Genomic DNA, 15,357 nt, shown 5'->3' on the forward strand with positions numbered 1-15,357 from the left:
GGACCAACCCTCGTCTTCGGAGAGACCACGATGAAGATCCCGTTGCCGACTCATGTCGACCAGGCGGTGGCGGCCGCCGTCCGCGCGCCGTCCCCGCTCAACACCCAGCCGTGGCGGTTCGTCGTCGACAGGGACCGGATCGAGGTGTGGCTCGACCGCGCCAGGGTGCTCCGGATCGCCGACCCGGACGCCCGCGAGGCGCGGCTGTCGTGCGGTGCGGCGATGTTCAACCTGATGATTTCGTTGCGGTCCAACGGCAAGACCCTTTCGGTGCGGGTGGTGCCGAAGCCGGACGAGCCTGATCTGCTCGCCGAACTCGAGATCGATGGCGACCGGTTCTCCTCGCCGGAGGAGCGGAGGCTGGCCGAGGTCGTCTTCCGCCGGCACACGAACCGTCGTCCGTTCCTGGACCGGCCGGTGCCCGTGTGGGCGCGGATGACGTTGCGGGCGGCCGCGCTCGTGGAGGGTGGGCTGCTGGAGCTGTTCGGTCGTGGTGACCGGGCGAACGCGGTCGCGGGCGTGCTGCACCGGGCCGAGGTCGCGCAGGCACGCAACGGTGCGTTCCAGGCGGAGGTCGCGTTGTGGACCAGGCGGACGGCGAACGCGCCGGACGGTGTCCCGGCGCCGACCAGACGGCCGTCGGCTCACCGCACTGCCTCGCAGGCGTCCTTCTTCACCGCGGAGCCCGAAGGCGGTGAGCCGGTGCTCGGCGCGGTGCTGACCGCGGACACCGGACCCGCCGCGGATCTTCGGGCGGGCATGGTGCTGCAGCGGGTACTGCTGACGGCGACGGCCGCCGGCCTCGCGGCGTCGTTCGTCGGCAGGCCGTTCGAAACCCCGGAGACCCGGGCCGGGATGGACCGGATCTTCGCCGACCTCGGCCGGCCGCACACGGTGTTGCGCTTCGGGTACGGCCGTCCGGTGCCGATGACGGCCCGCCGTCAGGTCGGCGAAGTGCTGCTCCGGCGGTCCGAGGCGAGCCTCTGATCCGGGGTCATCTCGTCGACATCCACGTTTCGGGCCGCCGCCACCCGCCCGTCACCCGGGGCGGGTTCGGTCTCCCTATGGAGATCATGCGGAAATCCTTGGCGGCGCTGGCCGTCGTGGGCCTTTCGGTCGCGGCGTCCGCGCCGGCGGTGGCGGACGAGGGCGCCCGCGATCGCGGTTCGATCGTCATCACCGAGCAGGCGTCCAAGCGGATCCTGGTCCTGTCCGCGGACCGGGCGTCCTGGCAGGGCCGGAAGGTGAGCTGGGCGTGGGCGCCGAACGCCGCGAACGGGCTGGCGGACCTGGCGGGTTCGTGGAGCAACCCGAGCGACGCGAAGCTCGCCGAGCGAGGTGGCGAGAAGTACCTGCTGACGTCGGCATCGGGCGGTTTCACCGCCGTCGTGCCGTATCCGGCGGGTGACCGGTCGTACTGGGCGGCGAACGTCGGCGGGCCGACCACTTGTTTATGACACACCAGGTTTGTGACTGTCCGTGTCATGACCCGGACAGTCATTACACAAGCCATCATCTACCTGCGGCTCTCTGACCTGCGACAGGAGGACCTGAAGGACGGAACCGGCAAAACCTTCGGTGATCGGGAGCGGCGACTACGCGAACTCGCTGACCGGTGGGGTTGGCAAGTTGTAAAAGTCATAGTCGAGAACGACGTCGATGCCAAAACCGGCAAAGCTCGACCGGCCTCGGCGTTCAAACGACGCAAGGTCACGCTGCCCGACGGCTCCACTGTGATGCGTGTCATCCGGCCTGGCTACAGGAGAGTCCTTCGGGACCTGAAGTCGGGTGTCGCTAATGGCCTGCTGGCCGAAGACCTGGATCGGGTACTGCGTGATCCACGGGACCTCGAAGACCTGATCGACGTCGCCGAGGCGAACAAGATCAACGTCCGATCTCTCACGGGGAGTCTGACCTTCACCGACGGTGGAACAGACTCCGAGATCACGCTAGCCCGCGCTATGGCTGCTTTTGCGAACAAGTCGTCGCGGGACACCTCCCGCCGAGTCTCACTCGGACGTGAACGGAAGGCCATGGCGGGGGAGCACGGTGGCGGCATCCGCCCCTTCGGCTTCGAGGAGGATGGGATCACGCCGCGCGAAGGTGAGTCCGACTTCCTTGCCTACGCTTCCATGCGCGTTCTCCAGCTGAACAAGCATACGAAGAAGCAGTGGACTCTAGCGGCGCTAGCGGCCGAGGCGCGGGACGCCGGAGTTCGGACGAGTACGGGCATGCCGATGACGGCGGGCGCGTTGCGGCATCTACTAGCGCGTCCGCGGAACATGGGGGTCCTCCTACATAAAGGCAGTGAGGTTGGCAAGCTTCCTGGCGAGCCGATTGTGGCTCCGGAGGTGTTTCAGGCCGTGGTCCGGCTGCTTACCGATCCCGCACGTACCGGAAGGTCAGCGGGTGGGCCTCCCCGGTGGCTCGGGTCGGGGATCTATGGGTGTGGTGTCCATCTGGATGGCACGACGTGCGACGTCGGTATCAGTGAGCGAGCGCATCGATACAAGTGCAAGCTCAGCTCCCACCTGACCCGGAACGCGGTGCACCTCGACGCTTTGGTGCAAGCGACTCTCCTACAGCGGATCGCCAGTGATCGAAAGCTTGTTGAGCAGTTCGTATACGAAGCGGAGAAGAAGCCCGCCGTGGATCTAGGCGTGCTGCGCACGGAGGCCGATGCCATCCGTGTCGAGCTGGACGGGTTCGCTGAGGACCGTATTCGGGGGCAGATCACGCGATCTCAAATGCTGAGAGGCACCGAACTGGGTCTGAGTCGCCTTGAAGCGATTGAGCGGCAGATCCGGGATGCGGCTGTCGCAGACTCACCTCTGGCTCAGTTTATCGGAGTCAAGGACGTGGCTCAGCTATGGAAATCGCAGCCGCTGAGCGTTAAGCGTTACGTCCTCGACACTCTGATGGTCGTTACGATCATGCCGGTCGGGCGCGCCGGGAGTCGCGCGTTCAATCCAATGGCCATCGACATGCGATTCAAAGCGCCGGGGGAGCGGACGGCGGCGTGACGATGCCGCCGATCGGGTGATCCGATCAGCGGACCTTCTCTGATTACAACTGCTCCGTTCGGACTACCTCCGAGAAAGTAAGTAGCGCGACGGCATTCTTCTTCCCTGGCCGTCGCGCTACTCACTCTCCAGATACATGAAGAGGACGTTTATCACCCGATCGTGTCCCGCAATGTCATTCGGTTGCCGGGTTGATCATCGCGTTGTAAAACTCCAGTTACCCCTCGCAACGCAATGGAATTACACGATGAGTGGAACCACGACAGGAAGTGTTGCCTCACATGGTGACCCGCCACCGGGCGCTGATCCTCTTCATGAACGAAGACGAAGACCAGCGCGCATCCCCAGGCGGCCCGACGGCCGCCACGATGTACGAAGTCGATCTCGACGCAGACGAGGCTGGGGTGGTCTGCCGCCTGCTCCGCAACCGAGGGAGAGGAGAGCCCCACGAGGCAGATGACGCCACGATCAGGGCGTGGGCGCTACGGCGCAAGCTGCCGGTCAGCGCCCGCGGGCGAGTTCCCGCGCAGATCCGCCGGCAGTACGACCAGGCGCATTCCGATCCACCTCGTCCGGACACAGTGGCCGATGCCAGTTCGGACCAAGGCGATCAGGAGAACGTGGTCCAGCTGAAGCGCCGCCAAGACGGCGCCGATACGTAGCCGGGAGAGAGATGGCACAGAAGGTCGAAACCATCGTCAGCTATGTCGATGACGTGGACGCTTCGCTTGAAGCGACCACGGCCCGGACGTTCGAGGTGGGCGCCCGGTCCTACGTCATCGACCTTAGCGAGGAGAACGCCGCGAGGATCGACAGCGACTTCGCGGAGTGGATGACAGGCTGGCGGAAACGCACGTTCACGTACAACCGCAAGCAGTACACGCGATGGCTGCGACCGGACGAGGTCGAGCGTTTCGACGCCATGACGTCGTACTGGACGAAGGCTGCCCGCAGGCTGAAAGACGATGAGACCAGCCAAGATGGGCAGGTGACGGTCGACGGCCGCTCTGGTGGCCCGCTGCCGACCATCACGCCGGTGCCCGTGCAAGGTCAGCCCTGGTGGATGGACCCGCCGCGACCACTGAGCCGGGAGACGGCGCGGCGCTTCTCGGAGGCTCGCCGTGCTGTCCGGGAGTGGGCGAGGCGCAACGGGTGGGACGACCTCGGTACTCGAGGAATCGTTCCCAAGGCCGCTTACGAGGGCTGGTTCGAGCAGGTGTGGTCCACGATGGCCGATCCCTCGTGGGAGGGCCTGGCGCAGCATTCCTCGTCAAGCGCCGCGAAGGGAAGCAAGTCTCGCAGGCGGGCCAAATGAGCAAAGCACGAACGCGATTGGACACGATGACCCTGCACGAGGACGGGGACGTCACAGACCCCGACGAATACCTGAACAGCAATCCCAAGTTCGCGAAATGCCGCAAGGGGCACGCCTTCCCGCATGAGGACGACGTTCCGCTGTTGGAGGCATACAACGACGCTGAGGCGACGCACGAGAAGACGTTCGTGTGTGGTCGGTGCAAGGCGAAGAAGCGCGAGCGGTTCCACGTAGTCCTGCGGCGGGGACGGGTCGTCAGCTACATCCGGCTCGACAACCGTTCGGACTACAGGGAGGCGAAAGGCTACCTCGCGAAGGGAGTGAGGATCAGCCGGGCCTACGCGACCGAGGTGTCCATCCGTGCCGAGCTGGAGGATCTGGCAGCGGCAGGAACGACAGTTCGCGCGCACCGCCGCCGGAAAGCGACTCCGCCCGCGACGTCGACGCAACGGCAAGGCGGGAAGGCCGCCGTCGCCTGACTCCGTGCGAAGGGCGGTCGGGCATCTGAGACGCACCTTCAGCCCAGGTTGACGAAGGCTGAGGTGTCGGGGTCGCGAGTGCTGTAGGGGGCATCGGCGGGGATCTCGTAATCCGGCCCGGACAGAGGTTAAACGAGGTCACGTCGTTCTCGCGATCCCGTATTGGGGGTCCGGCAAGCCACCGGTGACGGGGCTTGCCGGACTCCCGAGGTGCTGCCGCTCCGGCCGCTGAGGGCATGGGAACAGGGACAGCCCGTCTGTGGATCAACCGCGACAGGTCATTGAGCGATCCTCACGCCAAGCATCGCTGAGATGCAGGTTTCGCGCCGGAGGGCCGACACGCTAGAGTGTCTTCCGTCGGATCCTGTAAATGACTCTGTCCGGGCCATTTGTGTATGGGTACGACAGGCGGCCCCCGTGCTTACGCTCGGGGGCCGTCCCCATTTCACGATCAGCGCAATTGGCCGCGCGTCGGACATTCGGGTTGCGGTTGTTGTCCGTTTTGCAATGGCGCATCTAGGATTTAGGTGTGCCCACACGGTGGGTACAAGGCCCGGACAGCCTTCACGACCATGCTTTTCGTTGGCATACCCGCATAACCACGCTTGCCGCATCGCGCCCGCGTTACGGACCGCATGATTGCTGCGGGGTGCTCATCATGTGGTCGTGGGGGTCCTCGTAACCCATACACAGAACAGGACCCGGACACCTATGAATTGCACTGACAGCACGGCAATCGCCGTGCTAGCAACCGTGTTCATCGACATAGCGGGACAAGTAGATGCTCCGCGATTCCAGGCGTACTTGCGTGACCCGCAGGGCATCGGGGAGAACATCGAGCCGTGGTTCCCCAAGGCGATCGCCGAGCAGGTCGTGGCATGGACGAACGGGATCGCCGAAAACGACGATGAGTCCCCGATCTGCGAGTGGACGCCCGAGGGCTACGTACTCGTGTTCATGCCGGAGAAGCCGTATGAACCCTCCGCAGTCATCCAGCCCGACGACGACGGCATGTACGCGTTCGGCCTCGGCTGGGCGTGGCAGGTCGAGGAGGTCGTCCAGTGAACGAACTACATGGCCTCGTTCTCACCCCGGACGGTGAACTGGAAGAGAAGCAGTTCCCCATCTCGGGGAACGGCTTGCTAAAAGCTCTGCACGCGACGATCAACTGCAACACCATCGAGGCCGTTCGCCTCGGCCGCAGTGGGCACCACGCCTCGATGTACTTGGATGAGGAAGGGAAGCTCGTGCAGCTTCCCATGCCCAACGAGTACGCCACCGTCGTCGTGGGCGGCTTCAACCACGGTGTCACCGAGATCTACTACGGAACCGTAGTGTTTCTGGGGGCTCCCGACAGCGGGGGCGACGACACGTCTCTTTCCGCGCCTGCGGGCATGTACATCCGTTCCCTCGTAACCGAGATCAAAAGTCGCGACGTCGACGTCCGTGACCTGCGTGGGTGGAGGTGGATCTGATGCCGGAGAAGTCCAATCCGATCGCCCCTGAGCTGTTCGCGTTCGAAAGCGGCACGATGAGCCTGACCGGGTCCGTTCACGATCGTGGCGATGGCCTGTGCACGGTTCGCGGCCGGTTCGAAGACGCGGCGACGGTCAACGACCAGGGCTTCGAGATCCGTTCCGTGCCCCGGCAACAGCTCGCGGCCCTGTTCCGTTCGTTCACTGACAACATCGCGCCTGTCCAGCATGGCTCGTACAACTTCTGGTGCGACCAGCATGTGGCCGACCTGGAGGGCGAGCCTGTCTTCCTCTTCGCCGAGGACAGCGAGACATGGACGGTCATCTTGGATCGGATGAAATGCCCTCACTCCAACGAAAAACAGCAGTGTCGACCGGCTTGGTGCATGGGTTCTGTCGCCTTGGACGGGGGCGGCCAATGAGCCAGGTTTCGATACAGGCCGAATCCTGCGAGATCGAGTCCCACTTCTGGGACACGAAACGACCGTGCGGCAAGGAGGCCGCCTACTTCGTGACGTACTTCAACAACGGCGACGGAGGACGGCACAGCTGCCGGTCACACCTGCACGCCGCCATTGTCGAGGTACTGGGTGATCCTGGGACGAGCAAGCGTGTGAACGCCACGGTGACCAGGCTCCGCAAACGGTCCTGACCCGTTCCGCGTGGATTCCGCCGTCTGCCTCTCCTCGGAGAGGCAGACGTGCGGTGTCCACAGGGGACTGTGGACAGCCCGGACAGGTCACGAAAGGAACCAACACATGCATCCAGCGCTACCACCCGCGCTAGCGGGGCGGCCCGTCGACCCGCAGAGGCGATTGCCCATCCCGTGGATGAACGAGCACGAGGAGGGAGACGGCCACGTACACGTGGACTTCACCATCGTCAGCGACGTGAGGGCAATCGAGAGCGCCCAAAGCGGATTGTGCGGCCTCTGCGCCAACGAACTCGATCAGGAGGTCGCGTTCCTCGGCGGCGTCCAGTCGACATGTCTGCGTACCTACGGCGATCCGCCCATGCACGAGGACTGCGCGATCGCGGCACTATCGCTTTGCCCGCACCTTGCGATACAGCGGCACAACCGGCCGCCTCAGGACAGCAAGTACCGCAAAGTCCTATATGGCCCCAAATTCTGGACCGACCGGAAGCCGGGCCAATGGTTCCTCGGCATCGCCCGCGACTTCCGGCTCTTCCAGATCAACGGCTATCCGGTGTTCATGGCGTTCCCGTTCGATCGCATCCGCACCTTCGGATACGACGAACAAGGCCATCTGACCGAGCAGTGGGCAGAACAAGCACCAGAGGAAGGTAGCGGCATGAACGAGGTTCGGCGGTCCATCGGTGAAACCCGCATGGCCGACGCAGACCCCCAGGTGATCAAGGACCAGCTCGGGGCCGCCCTGCGCGCCGAGATCTCCGCACGCAACCTCATCGGCATGGACGACGGCCTGATGTTCCTCTTCGGTCCCGCCGGTACCAAGTTCCGCAAGATCCTCATCAAGTTGAACGACCTCGACCTCTACGAAGTCGAGGTCGGCTACGTCTCGCGGAGCACCTGGCAGTGGACCGTTGTCGCACAGGAGTCCGATGTGCACGTCGAAGACCTGCGCGACTGCGTCCGGCGGCTCGCAGCGACGGGAATGGACGCGTGACCAGCCAGGGCGGCTTCTCCGACGTGAATCCGATCATGACCGCGCTCCGGCTGGCGGACCTGCCGCTGATCGAGGACTGCGTCACTGGCTTAGCCGACCACGAGTTGAAAGTCCTGGCGGCCATCCTGGACAACATGGTGATCAGGGTCCGGGCCGAGCAAGACGCGCGAAGGCGGGGCCGGTCCGTGCACGGTCTCGCCCGCTTCGGCGCGCGAACCTCGTGCGTGTTCTGCCGAGGGGTCTACGTGGTCGACGTCCTACCCGGCCACCTCCTGTTCAACCACGGTCGTGAGCTGCGGAGGTGGTGGACCATCCAGGGCGTCTAGGACACGGCTGCTCGTGAAAGAACCCCCGGTGCCGACGTACGGCACAGGGGGTTCTTGCTGTCGCCAGGGCAGTCCGCTAGACCGTCGCTGCCTGCTTCGCGAGGTACACGGCGACCTCAGCGAACGGGACCTGCGCCTGCTCACCGGACACCATGTCCCGCACGGTCACCGCTCCACTGTCCTGTTCGTCCGGCCCGTAGAGCAGGACCCAGCGCGCCTTCTGGTCGTTGGCCCACTTCATCTGCTTCGCGAGCTTGCCCGACGAGCCCAGGTAGACACCTGTTCGTAGCCCGCGGGCGCGCAGCTGCCCGGCGAGGCGCACGATCTCGTCTTCGGCGCCGAGCACGGTCAGCGCGACGTCGAGTCCTCGTTCGGCCGGCGCTTCGGCTTCCTGGATCGCGAGAATGCGTTCAAGGCCGATCGAGCCGCCGCAGGCGGGCATGTCCGGGCCGCCGAGCTTGGCGACCAGTTGGTCATATCGGCCGCCGGAGGCGATCGAGCCGGGGAAACCTTCCGCGCTGACTTCCCAGATGGGGCCGGTGTAATAGTCCAGCCCGCGCACCATGCGCGGGGTGAACCGGGCCCGTCCTTCGGGGAGATCGGCGGTGAGGGCGAGCAGGCGGTCCACATCGGCTAGACCATCCCGGCCGCGCTCGGTCGTGGCCAGCCGTGCCCGGACCTGCTCGCCGTCGGGTGCGGTCACGTCGGCGACCAGGCCCTCGGCGACGGCGGTGGACAGGCCACGGTCGACCAGCTCGGCGACCACGGCCTCCGGGGTGGCCTTGTCCAGCTTGTCCAGTGAGCCGAGCACACGCGTGCCCTGGTCGTCCGGGATTCCGTAGGCCTCCAGCAAACCGGCTAGGGCCAGCCGGGAGTTGAGCTGGAACGTGAAGTCCCGGACGCCGAGCGCCTCGAGTCCGGCGTTGATCGCCCACACGATCTCGGCATCGGCTAGCGGGGACGCCGATCCGAAGATGTCGATGTCGCATTGGACGAATTCCCTGAACCGACCGCGGGCCGCCCGGTCCGCTCGCCAGACGTTGTCGATGACGTAGCGCTTGAACGGCATCGGCAGGTGGCTTCCGTGGGTGACCACGGCGCGGACGGCCGGGACAGTGTGGTCGTAGCGCAGCGCGAAGTCCGCCTCGCCGCTCGCCGCTTTCGCGCCCCGCTTCAAGATCTTGAAGATCAGCGATGAGGCTTCTTCGCCGAGCTTCCCGGCGAAGACTTCCAGACGCTCGAAAACGGGCGTCGTCAGCGGCTCGAACCCATGATGCTCGAAGATCGTGCTCACCGTGTCGAACGCGGCCTTGCGTCGGCGAACCTCGTCGCCGACGAAATCACGGGTTCCTGATGGTGGCTCAACCTTCGCCATGAACCGTCCCTCGTGCGTTGGTGGGTTGGGTGGCCATTCTGGCCGAACACCCGACCCGGTGACGGGACCGGCCCCCAGGGGCGGACAGCGAGGGGCTCGCGTCCACGCCCTGGGGGCCAGTTTCCCGCGCCCGGTCAGGCAGCCTCTCGCCAGTCCCCGAAGTATTCGCGTAGCAGGTCCAGGACCTGGTCCTCGGTGTCCAGTTCGCTCATGCTGGTCCGCATCAGCGGCGTGCCCGCGATCGGCGTCAGCGCCTCCCAGCCGTCGGCCTCGTTCATGAGCTTCGAGACGCCCTTGAGCAGGGACAACGACAGCTGCGGATAGAGGGCGTCCAGGGCATGAGCCAGGACGTAGATCGCTGACCGCTGCGGCGTCGTGGAGTCCACCCGCTCCTTATAGTTGCTCGCGCTGTAGCGGGGATAGCAGGCGTCGAGCAGGTGCTTCGGGATCTCCCACAGCGGGAACAGACAGTTCACCGTCCCCATCCGCCGGACCGGGTACCGCAACGGTGACCTGCCGTTGAGCAGGCAGAACAGCAGCTCGGCCGTCAGGTCCTCGCGGTTGTAGCCGACCGCGAGGTTGCGGATCTCCCGGTCCTGGCACATCCGGCGGCCGACGAGGTTCACGAAGAACGTGCCGAAGAAGTGGACCACGTCCGGGCCGAAGTCTCGCCGGAACCGGTCCCACAGCGCTTCCGGGGACTTCGTCATGCCGAGCAGATCAGCCATGTCCTGGGCGTAGAGGACCACGTGCTCGAAACCGGCGTCCTCACACAGCTCACGGGCACGATCGACCGCGGACTCAGGCCACAAAGGCTCCATCGCCAACGTGAAGCAGACGACGTCGCCAGCAGCCTTCTTGAGCCCCTTGACCAGGGTGTTGCTGTCCCCGCCACCGGAGATCCCCGCCAGGATCGTGCCCCCGACCTCATACCGCTCCAGGAAACGCTCGATCCGGAACGCCACCATCTCCCGCAACGTGCGCTCGTCAACCAGATGAGCCCGCGCGACTGGATCGTGAGACCCGACGTCGAGATCCGGCACCGCCGCCACCGGCCACTCGTCACGCGCGACGAGTTCGACCGACGGTGCCCGAAGCGTGGTGATATCGGTGTTCCGGATACACCGCAGAACCACTTCCCGATCCGCCGGCACCTCGGCCAGCACCGTCGTCATCGGAACAGCTTGAAGCTCGCCCAGCTCACCGGCCACATAGGCCTGAAACAGCCCCGGCGGCATCCCATTCGCCAGCAGCATGTCCGCCAACGACAACTCATCCGGTGCTTTGAGGGACCGCGAGCCAGCAGTGAACTGCATGCTGACACGTCCCCAATCGTTCGCCATCAGAAGTACGCCTCCCAGCTCGCGGCCCAGCAGCCCTACAGGTGCGCGGTCAACGCGACCGGCGTCAAGAACTCCTCCAGACGCCGAGGCGTCATCCGATCCAGGCCACACCGGTCCGGCACCGGCTCGGCCACCAACGCCGCCAGCTCACTCACCTCCAGTTCCTCGACCGACTCGACTACCTCCGCCACCGGGACACCAACAGACACAGGCATCTCGGACCTCCAATGCACACTCGGGAAGGAACCTCGAACCCGAGCTAACGTAGCCGCGTGATCACGGCGTGTGAACATTTACCGACCGATACGAAAAAAGCAGCCCGCCTAGCTCGGTTCGCGGCCGATCGTTCGTCGCACCACCGGTCAAGGCAGCTCAGCCGCCAGTCCAGCACCGCAACGAGTACCGTTGGAAGCCTGGACCTGCGGCTCGAACACTGAGAGTGAGCAGCTATGGAAACGCTAGGTAACACAATTGGGGAGCGGATCCGCGACCTGCGAGAAGACTGGATGTCTCAGCAGGAGCTAGCGACAGCTGCGGGAGTGAGCGTCGACCTGATCCGTAAGCTGGAGCAGGGGCAACGTCACGCTGCCCAGATCGGCAGCCTTCATCGAATTGCCCGCGCGCTTGATCGCGATGTGGCGGATCTTCTCGGTCGTGAAGCGTTTCCGACGTCAGGCGATGATGCGGGGGTGATAGCGCTACGCAGAGCTGTAACTGACATTAGCGACCTCCTAGAAAACTATCAGGGGGACGCGGTTTCGGTCAGTGACGCCGAGAGGACCGCCAAATACCTCTGGGGCGCGTACTGGGCCGGAAAGTATGACGTGCTCACGAGTCTTATTCCCACTGCGCTGACGGACTTGCAAGCCACATTACACGATGTCTGCGAAATAAAGCGATCAAAGGCAGCTGATGCGCTTGCGCGTGCGTTCTGGGTGGCTGGGTGCACATTGGCTCATCTGCACCAACCTGACGCTGCATTTATTGCCGTCCGTCGTTCAATTGAAGTTTCCAAAAATGCAGGCGACGAACTTCTGACGGCAACCCTGCGCGGCTCAATTTCATGGCAACTTCTTGTTTCGGGCAGATATGAGGAAGCCGTGAAACTTGCCACGAAGACCGCCGAGTCGATCGAGCCATCCGGGCAGGTCGAAGCTCCTCATCTGTCAACATACGGATCATTGATCACTACTGCCGCAACAGCTGCTGCACGGAACGGACGAGCGGAGGCCGCTAGCGACCTCCTGGCAGAATCGAGTGTAGTGGCTCAACGCATTGGCCATGACAGAGACGACTATCAAACAGCCTTTGGACCCTCTCAGGTCACAATGCAAACCGTGGATGTTCACGTGGTCACCGAGGACTACGGTGGTGCACTGCGGGCAGCTAAGAAGATGCCTCAGAATCCTGGATTACCCCTCGCTGCCCAAGCTCGCCACATGACCGACCGTGCTTTAGCTCACGTGCGAATGGGACATGGAAACAAGGCGCTCCAGATCCTATTGGCTACCGAGGATATGGCTCCGGACTGGATACAGCACCAAAGTCTTGCGAAGCAAGTAGCCCGAGAGCTGCTGGCGAGGGAATCGCGAAAATCGAACAGGCTACGTGATCTCGCAAGGCGAATCGGAGTGGGCCGCGAGGGGTGACCCGTGTAGGCATTCACACGGTTGGGGGTAGGACGCGGTGTCCTACCCCCAACCGTGTAGTAGGACACCGTGTCCTACCTCGACCGACCTGAACATTCTTAGGTTGAGTTGGTGATTGATCTTCAAACGCCAACGTTTCTTCACGTAGTCATGGCCTCCGTGGTCGCACTACCACTCATCTGCGCGGCGGTGGACTGGGCGCGACGACGCTTCTTGCAGCTGCGAGCACTCGTAGGGCGATTGCGCATTTCGTCTATCGGACATGCTCCGCTGCAGCGTGATGCCGGCGGCGCCTCGGCGGCGATGGTCGCGGGCGCTCCTTGTCACATTGCCCCGGTTGCCCGACGGGCCGTCCAGCATGGCCGTGGACGTGATCGGCGATGACCACCGCGCCCGCATCTCCGCTCACCTCGATCTGGGGCTCACCTGAGTTCGAAAACCTGGCAACACTCTTATCTCGCGGCTGGAAATTCGAACCTGGCTTCGATGAAGATGGTCATCTTGACCGCGTGGTGGGCGCCTACGTCTGGCTTCCCGAGGGTGCCGTCGATGCGATCCGCATAAAGGGTCAGGCTGACGCCGGGGCGATCCGCTGCGACCACGCCAATGGTTTGCTGTGGGAGCAAGAAGGTTCGCTCGCCTACGTTCTCGAACAATTGCTCGACCTGCCAGGCCCTAGTGACCCGCTCGCGCCGAAGCTCGTTCTGGCGTCTGCTCCGCGGTTGTGGACTCCGTGATGGGGCATTCGAGGCGTCGCCGGGCACGGCAGAGAGTGGCGCTCGGACTTGCTCGAAGTGGTCTAGAGAACCTTCCCCGCCCGTATCGGTCAAGCGCCGATGAGGGGCACCACCAGCTGATCGCGATCCGAACCTCTGTACGCGAGGCACTTCGAGTGACCCGGCGGCGATCGTCAGTGGGCCGCCTACTCCACGAAGCGGACAGGTGGTTGTCGCACTGGTTGAGGCTGGTCGAGGAAGAGAGCGCAACGGCGCCTCCTGTTCACATGGCAGGGATGTACCGGCAGATGGTGGAGCACCTACTGTCCTTAGCGGTCCGGCTCACTGCAAAGAGCAGCGAGGTAACCGTCTCAGGCCAGTAAGCTTTGCCGACTGAGCGCGAATTCGATTAACGAACGAAATGTGACCTGGCTCGTCCGCCACGCCCCCCGAGCGGTCGAGTCAGCCCCGTCCGTCAATCAATGGATCTATCTTGAGCGGCGGACGGGGCATCCATAAATCAGCGGAGAGAAAAGTCGCATGTCATCCGCAGCGAGGGAACTCAACCTTGATTGGGCTTTGAAGAACCTTCCGCCGAGTGAGGTGCGCACCCATTACATCTACGGCCCCCAGCTGCGACAGCGAATTGCGCAAGAGTATGAACGCGACGCAAGCCTTGGAACTGCGGCACTCGCTAGAAATTACGACTGTTCGCCTTATTGGATAAAGAAGGTAATAGATGAATCCGATGTGCAGATTCGCCCGCCAGGAAGAAGGCGTAAGTCGCGACCATACAGCGACGCGCAACTACGGCGAGAGTACGAAGTCGAAAAACAGTCAGTACGTCGTATTTCTGAAAAGTACTCGACAAGAGTAGATTTGGTGTATCGCGATTTGGTGCGGCTGCGGATAGAGCTACGTAGCATCAAGGAGCAGGCCGAATTGGATCGGCCATCGTGCGACGAGTGAGTCTCTGGGGCACTGGGCGGGACTGGGATCTGTGGACTGGTTTTCCTCGCCAGTGGAGCGAACTGTGCTCTTCTGGCCGATCGGGAGGACTCAGGAGCCGGACGAGAGCTACTTGTTCCCGCCGCTTCGCGCACGCAGCTTGCATGGATGGGTCGCCAATCAGCAGTGGCCGGTCGAAGACGAAGACGGTCCACCGAATGCGGAGGCACTGCGACCCAAGAGTGTCAAGGAACGCCCTTTCACTTTCCCGGGCCCAGCTGCATCAGGCCCGGCCGACAGCGGGATCATCGTGAGTTCATCTAGGAAGAACCGAAGGCCGTCTACCCAGGATAGTCGTCATCTGACGTGGGCGAATCAGCGTTTACAGGGTAAGTCCGTCGCGCAGATCGCGAGCGAAGCCGACGTCAGCTTCGCCGAGGTACACGGTGCGCTGGATGCACTCGGGGTGCTGAACGATCAGCCCAGAGGCCGGTGTGGCCAGTGACGACCGCGGAAGATCTCGTCAACGAATCGTCCGAGGCAGCGGCAGGCGAGAGCAAACGGCGTGAGGCGTTCACTGAAGCGTGGTTTGACCTGGAGATCAGCGTCTCGGATCTCAAGACGATGTTCGATCTGGGCACGGCCAGTCTCTATCGCGATGTCTATGTCTACGGTCTTCCGAAGCGGCAGCTCCTGCAGGCAAGCGGGCGACGACAGCTTCGCGAGATGTTCTGCGAGAAGCAACTGACGGTAGACGAGATCGCGGATTCTCTTGGACATAGGAAGGTCGCGATCGCGCGGGCGTTGGAGTTTCACGACCTTCTGCGCGAGCGGCGGGAGCTGAGCGCAGCGACGAGGCGCCGATGGACTCGCTGGGTTCAGCTGATGACTTTCTTAGCGTTCAAAGGGTGCTGGGCAGCGAGCTGAAGAAGAGGAGGAAACGTCGACGGTGGACCAGGTCCAAACGGGCATGGTGACCACCGTGGTCGGGTAACGACGAGAAACGCCCGCGCGTGCACCTGGACCAGGTGACACGCGCGGGCGTTTGTATCTCGGAGT

General features: G+C 63.7%; 18 protein-coding genes. 15 read left to right on the plus strand and 3 right to left on the minus strand.

Annotated features, from left to right (window positions below; translation table 11 throughout):
* The first annotated feature begins 30 nt into the window (after positions 1-30).
* The 12 genes from AC069H_RS20645 (at position 31) to AC069H_RS20700 (ending at position 8,267) form a co-directional block, all read left to right on the plus strand.
* Positions 31-987: an Acg family FMN-binding oxidoreductase gene (locus AC069H_RS20645; protein WP_478233451.1), complete on the plus strand. Its 957-nt coding sequence runs from the start codon at positions 31-33 to the stop codon at positions 985-987.
* An 86-nt stretch (positions 988-1,073) separates the two neighbouring features.
* Positions 1,074-1,457 (plus strand): hypothetical protein, encoded by a 384-nt coding sequence (locus AC069H_RS20650; protein WP_478233452.1) that lies wholly within the window; start codon positions 1,074-1,076, stop codon positions 1,455-1,457.
* A gap of 27 nt (positions 1,458-1,484) precedes the next feature.
* A complete protein-coding gene (locus AC069H_RS20655) occupies positions 1,485-3,023 on the plus strand; it encodes a recombinase family protein (protein WP_478233453.1) in 1,539 nt (512 codons plus the stop codon).
* 281 nt (positions 3,024-3,304) lie between these two features.
* Positions 3,305-3,685: an Lsr2 family DNA-binding protein gene (locus AC069H_RS20660; RefSeq protein WP_478233454.1), complete on the plus strand. Its 381-nt coding sequence runs from the start codon at positions 3,305-3,307 to the stop codon at positions 3,683-3,685.
* Between the two features lie 11 nt (positions 3,686-3,696).
* A complete protein-coding gene (locus AC069H_RS20665) occupies positions 3,697-4,338 on the plus strand; it encodes an Lsr2 dimerization domain-containing protein (RefSeq protein ID WP_478233455.1) in 642 nt (213 codons plus the stop codon).
* Entirely contained in the window at positions 4,335-4,817 is a 483-nt protein-coding gene (locus tag AC069H_RS20670; RefSeq protein WP_478233456.1) for a hypothetical protein, read from the plus strand. The genes AC069H_RS20665 and AC069H_RS20670 overlap by 4 nt, the downstream gene beginning before the upstream one ends.
* An 804-nt stretch (positions 4,818-5,621) precedes the next feature.
* Positions 5,622-5,882, plus strand: a complete 261-nt coding sequence (locus tag AC069H_RS20675) for a hypothetical protein (RefSeq protein WP_478233457.1) — start codon at positions 5,622-5,624, stop codon at positions 5,880-5,882.
* Positions 5,879-6,292: a DUF3846 domain-containing protein gene (locus AC069H_RS20680; protein WP_478233458.1), complete on the plus strand. Its 414-nt coding sequence runs from the start codon at positions 5,879-5,881 to the stop codon at positions 6,290-6,292. The genes AC069H_RS20675 and AC069H_RS20680 overlap by 4 nt, the downstream gene beginning before the upstream one ends.
* Positions 6,292-6,714: a hypothetical protein gene (locus AC069H_RS20685; protein ID WP_478233459.1), complete on the plus strand. Its 423-nt coding sequence runs from the start codon at positions 6,292-6,294 to the stop codon at positions 6,712-6,714. The genes AC069H_RS20680 and AC069H_RS20685 overlap by 1 nt, the downstream gene beginning before the upstream one ends.
* Positions 6,711-6,944, plus strand: a complete 234-nt coding sequence (locus AC069H_RS20690) for a hypothetical protein (protein WP_478233460.1) — start codon at positions 6,711-6,713, stop codon at positions 6,942-6,944. Before AC069H_RS20685 ends, AC069H_RS20690 begins: the two co-directional genes overlap by 4 nt.
* A 238-nt stretch (positions 6,945-7,182) precedes the next feature.
* Complete coding sequence (locus AC069H_RS20695) at positions 7,183-7,941, plus strand: hypothetical protein (RefSeq protein WP_478233461.1); 759 nt, start codon at positions 7,183-7,185, stop codon at positions 7,939-7,941.
* Positions 7,938-8,267, plus strand: coding sequence for a hypothetical protein (locus AC069H_RS20700; protein ID WP_478233462.1), 330 nt, complete (start codon positions 7,938-7,940; stop codon positions 8,265-8,267). The genes AC069H_RS20695 and AC069H_RS20700 overlap by 4 nt, the downstream gene beginning before the upstream one ends.
* Before the next feature lie 76 nt (positions 8,268-8,343).
* Here AC069H_RS20700 and hisS read toward each other — a convergent pair whose 3' ends face one another.
* The 3 genes from hisS to AC069H_RS20715 form a co-directional block, all read right to left on the minus strand.
* Positions 8,344-9,642 carry a histidine--tRNA ligase gene (hisS, locus tag AC069H_RS20705; RefSeq protein ID WP_478233463.1) on the minus strand — a complete coding sequence of 433 codons (1,299 nt, stop codon included), beginning with the start codon at positions 9,640-9,642 and terminating at the stop codon, positions 8,344-8,346.
* Positions 9,643-9,776: 134 nt separating this feature from the next.
* Positions 9,777-10,958: a tRNA lysidine(34) synthetase gene (locus tag AC069H_RS20710; protein WP_478233464.1), complete on the minus strand. Its 1,182-nt coding sequence runs from the start codon at positions 10,956-10,958 to the stop codon at positions 9,777-9,779.
* 62 nt (positions 10,959-11,020) lie between these two features.
* A complete protein-coding gene (locus tag AC069H_RS20715) occupies positions 11,021-11,200 on the minus strand; it encodes a hypothetical protein (RefSeq protein ID WP_478233465.1) in 180 nt (59 codons plus the stop codon).
* A gap of 234 nt (positions 11,201-11,434) precedes the next feature.
* On the opposite strand from AC069H_RS20715, the gene AC069H_RS20720 reads away from it, so the two are divergent.
* From AC069H_RS20720 to AC069H_RS20730, 3 genes are all read left to right on the plus strand, one after another.
* Positions 11,435-12,634, plus strand: coding sequence for a helix-turn-helix domain-containing protein (locus AC069H_RS20720; protein ID WP_478233466.1), 1,200 nt, complete (start codon positions 11,435-11,437; stop codon positions 12,632-12,634).
* A 380-nt stretch (positions 12,635-13,014) separates the two neighbouring features.
* On the plus strand, positions 13,015-13,371 hold the full coding sequence (locus AC069H_RS20725) for a hypothetical protein (RefSeq protein WP_478233467.1): 357 nt from the start codon (positions 13,015-13,017) through the stop codon (positions 13,369-13,371).
* Positions 13,372-14,799: 1,428 nt separating this feature from the next.
* Positions 14,800-15,225 (plus strand): hypothetical protein, encoded by a 426-nt coding sequence (locus tag AC069H_RS20730; protein ID WP_478233468.1) that lies wholly within the window; start codon positions 14,800-14,802, stop codon positions 15,223-15,225.
* Positions 15,226-15,357 lie beyond the last annotated feature (132 nt).

This window comes from Amycolatopsis sp. NPDC043887, from assembly GCF_056435665.1.

What these genes read in the sequence shown, in the direction of transcription:
- AC069H_RS20715 (WP_478233465.1), bottom strand. Translation starts at nt 11,200, where the DNA reads ATGCCTGTGTCTGTTGGTGTCCCGGTGGCGGAGGTAGTCGAGTCGGTC.
- AC069H_RS20660 (WP_478233454.1), top strand. Translation starts at nt 3,305, where the DNA reads ATGGTGACCCGCCACCGGGCGCTGATCCTCTTCATGAACGAAGACGAA.
- AC069H_RS20645 (WP_478233451.1), top strand. Translation starts at nt 31, where the DNA reads ATGAAGATCCCGTTGCCGACTCATGTCGACCAGGCGGTGGCGGCCGCC.
- hisS (WP_478233463.1), bottom strand. Translation starts at nt 9,642, where the DNA reads ATGGCGAAGGTTGAGCCACCATCAGGAACCCGTGATTTCGTCGGCGAC.
- AC069H_RS20690 (WP_478233460.1), top strand. Translation starts at nt 6,711, where the DNA reads ATGAGCCAGGTTTCGATACAGGCCGAATCCTGCGAGATCGAGTCCCAC.
- AC069H_RS20670 (WP_478233456.1), top strand. Translation starts at nt 4,335, where the DNA reads ATGAGCAAAGCACGAACGCGATTGGACACGATGACCCTGCACGAGGAC.
- AC069H_RS20720 (WP_478233466.1), top strand. Translation starts at nt 11,435, where the DNA reads ATGGAAACGCTAGGTAACACAATTGGGGAGCGGATCCGCGACCTGCGA.
- AC069H_RS20655 (WP_478233453.1), top strand. Translation starts at nt 1,485, where the DNA reads ATGACCCGGACAGTCATTACACAAGCCATCATCTACCTGCGGCTCTCT.
- AC069H_RS20685 (WP_478233459.1), top strand. Translation starts at nt 6,292, where the DNA reads ATGCCGGAGAAGTCCAATCCGATCGCCCCTGAGCTGTTCGCGTTCGAA.
- AC069H_RS20650 (WP_478233452.1), top strand. Translation starts at nt 1,074, where the DNA reads ATGCGGAAATCCTTGGCGGCGCTGGCCGTCGTGGGCCTTTCGGTCGCG.
- AC069H_RS20665 (WP_478233455.1), top strand. Translation starts at nt 3,697, where the DNA reads ATGGCACAGAAGGTCGAAACCATCGTCAGCTATGTCGATGACGTGGAC.
- AC069H_RS20725 (WP_478233467.1), top strand. Translation starts at nt 13,015, where the DNA reads ATGACCACCGCGCCCGCATCTCCGCTCACCTCGATCTGGGGCTCACCT.
- AC069H_RS20710 (WP_478233464.1), bottom strand. Translation starts at nt 10,958, where the DNA reads ATGCAGTTCACTGCTGGCTCGCGGTCCCTCAAAGCACCGGATGAGTTG.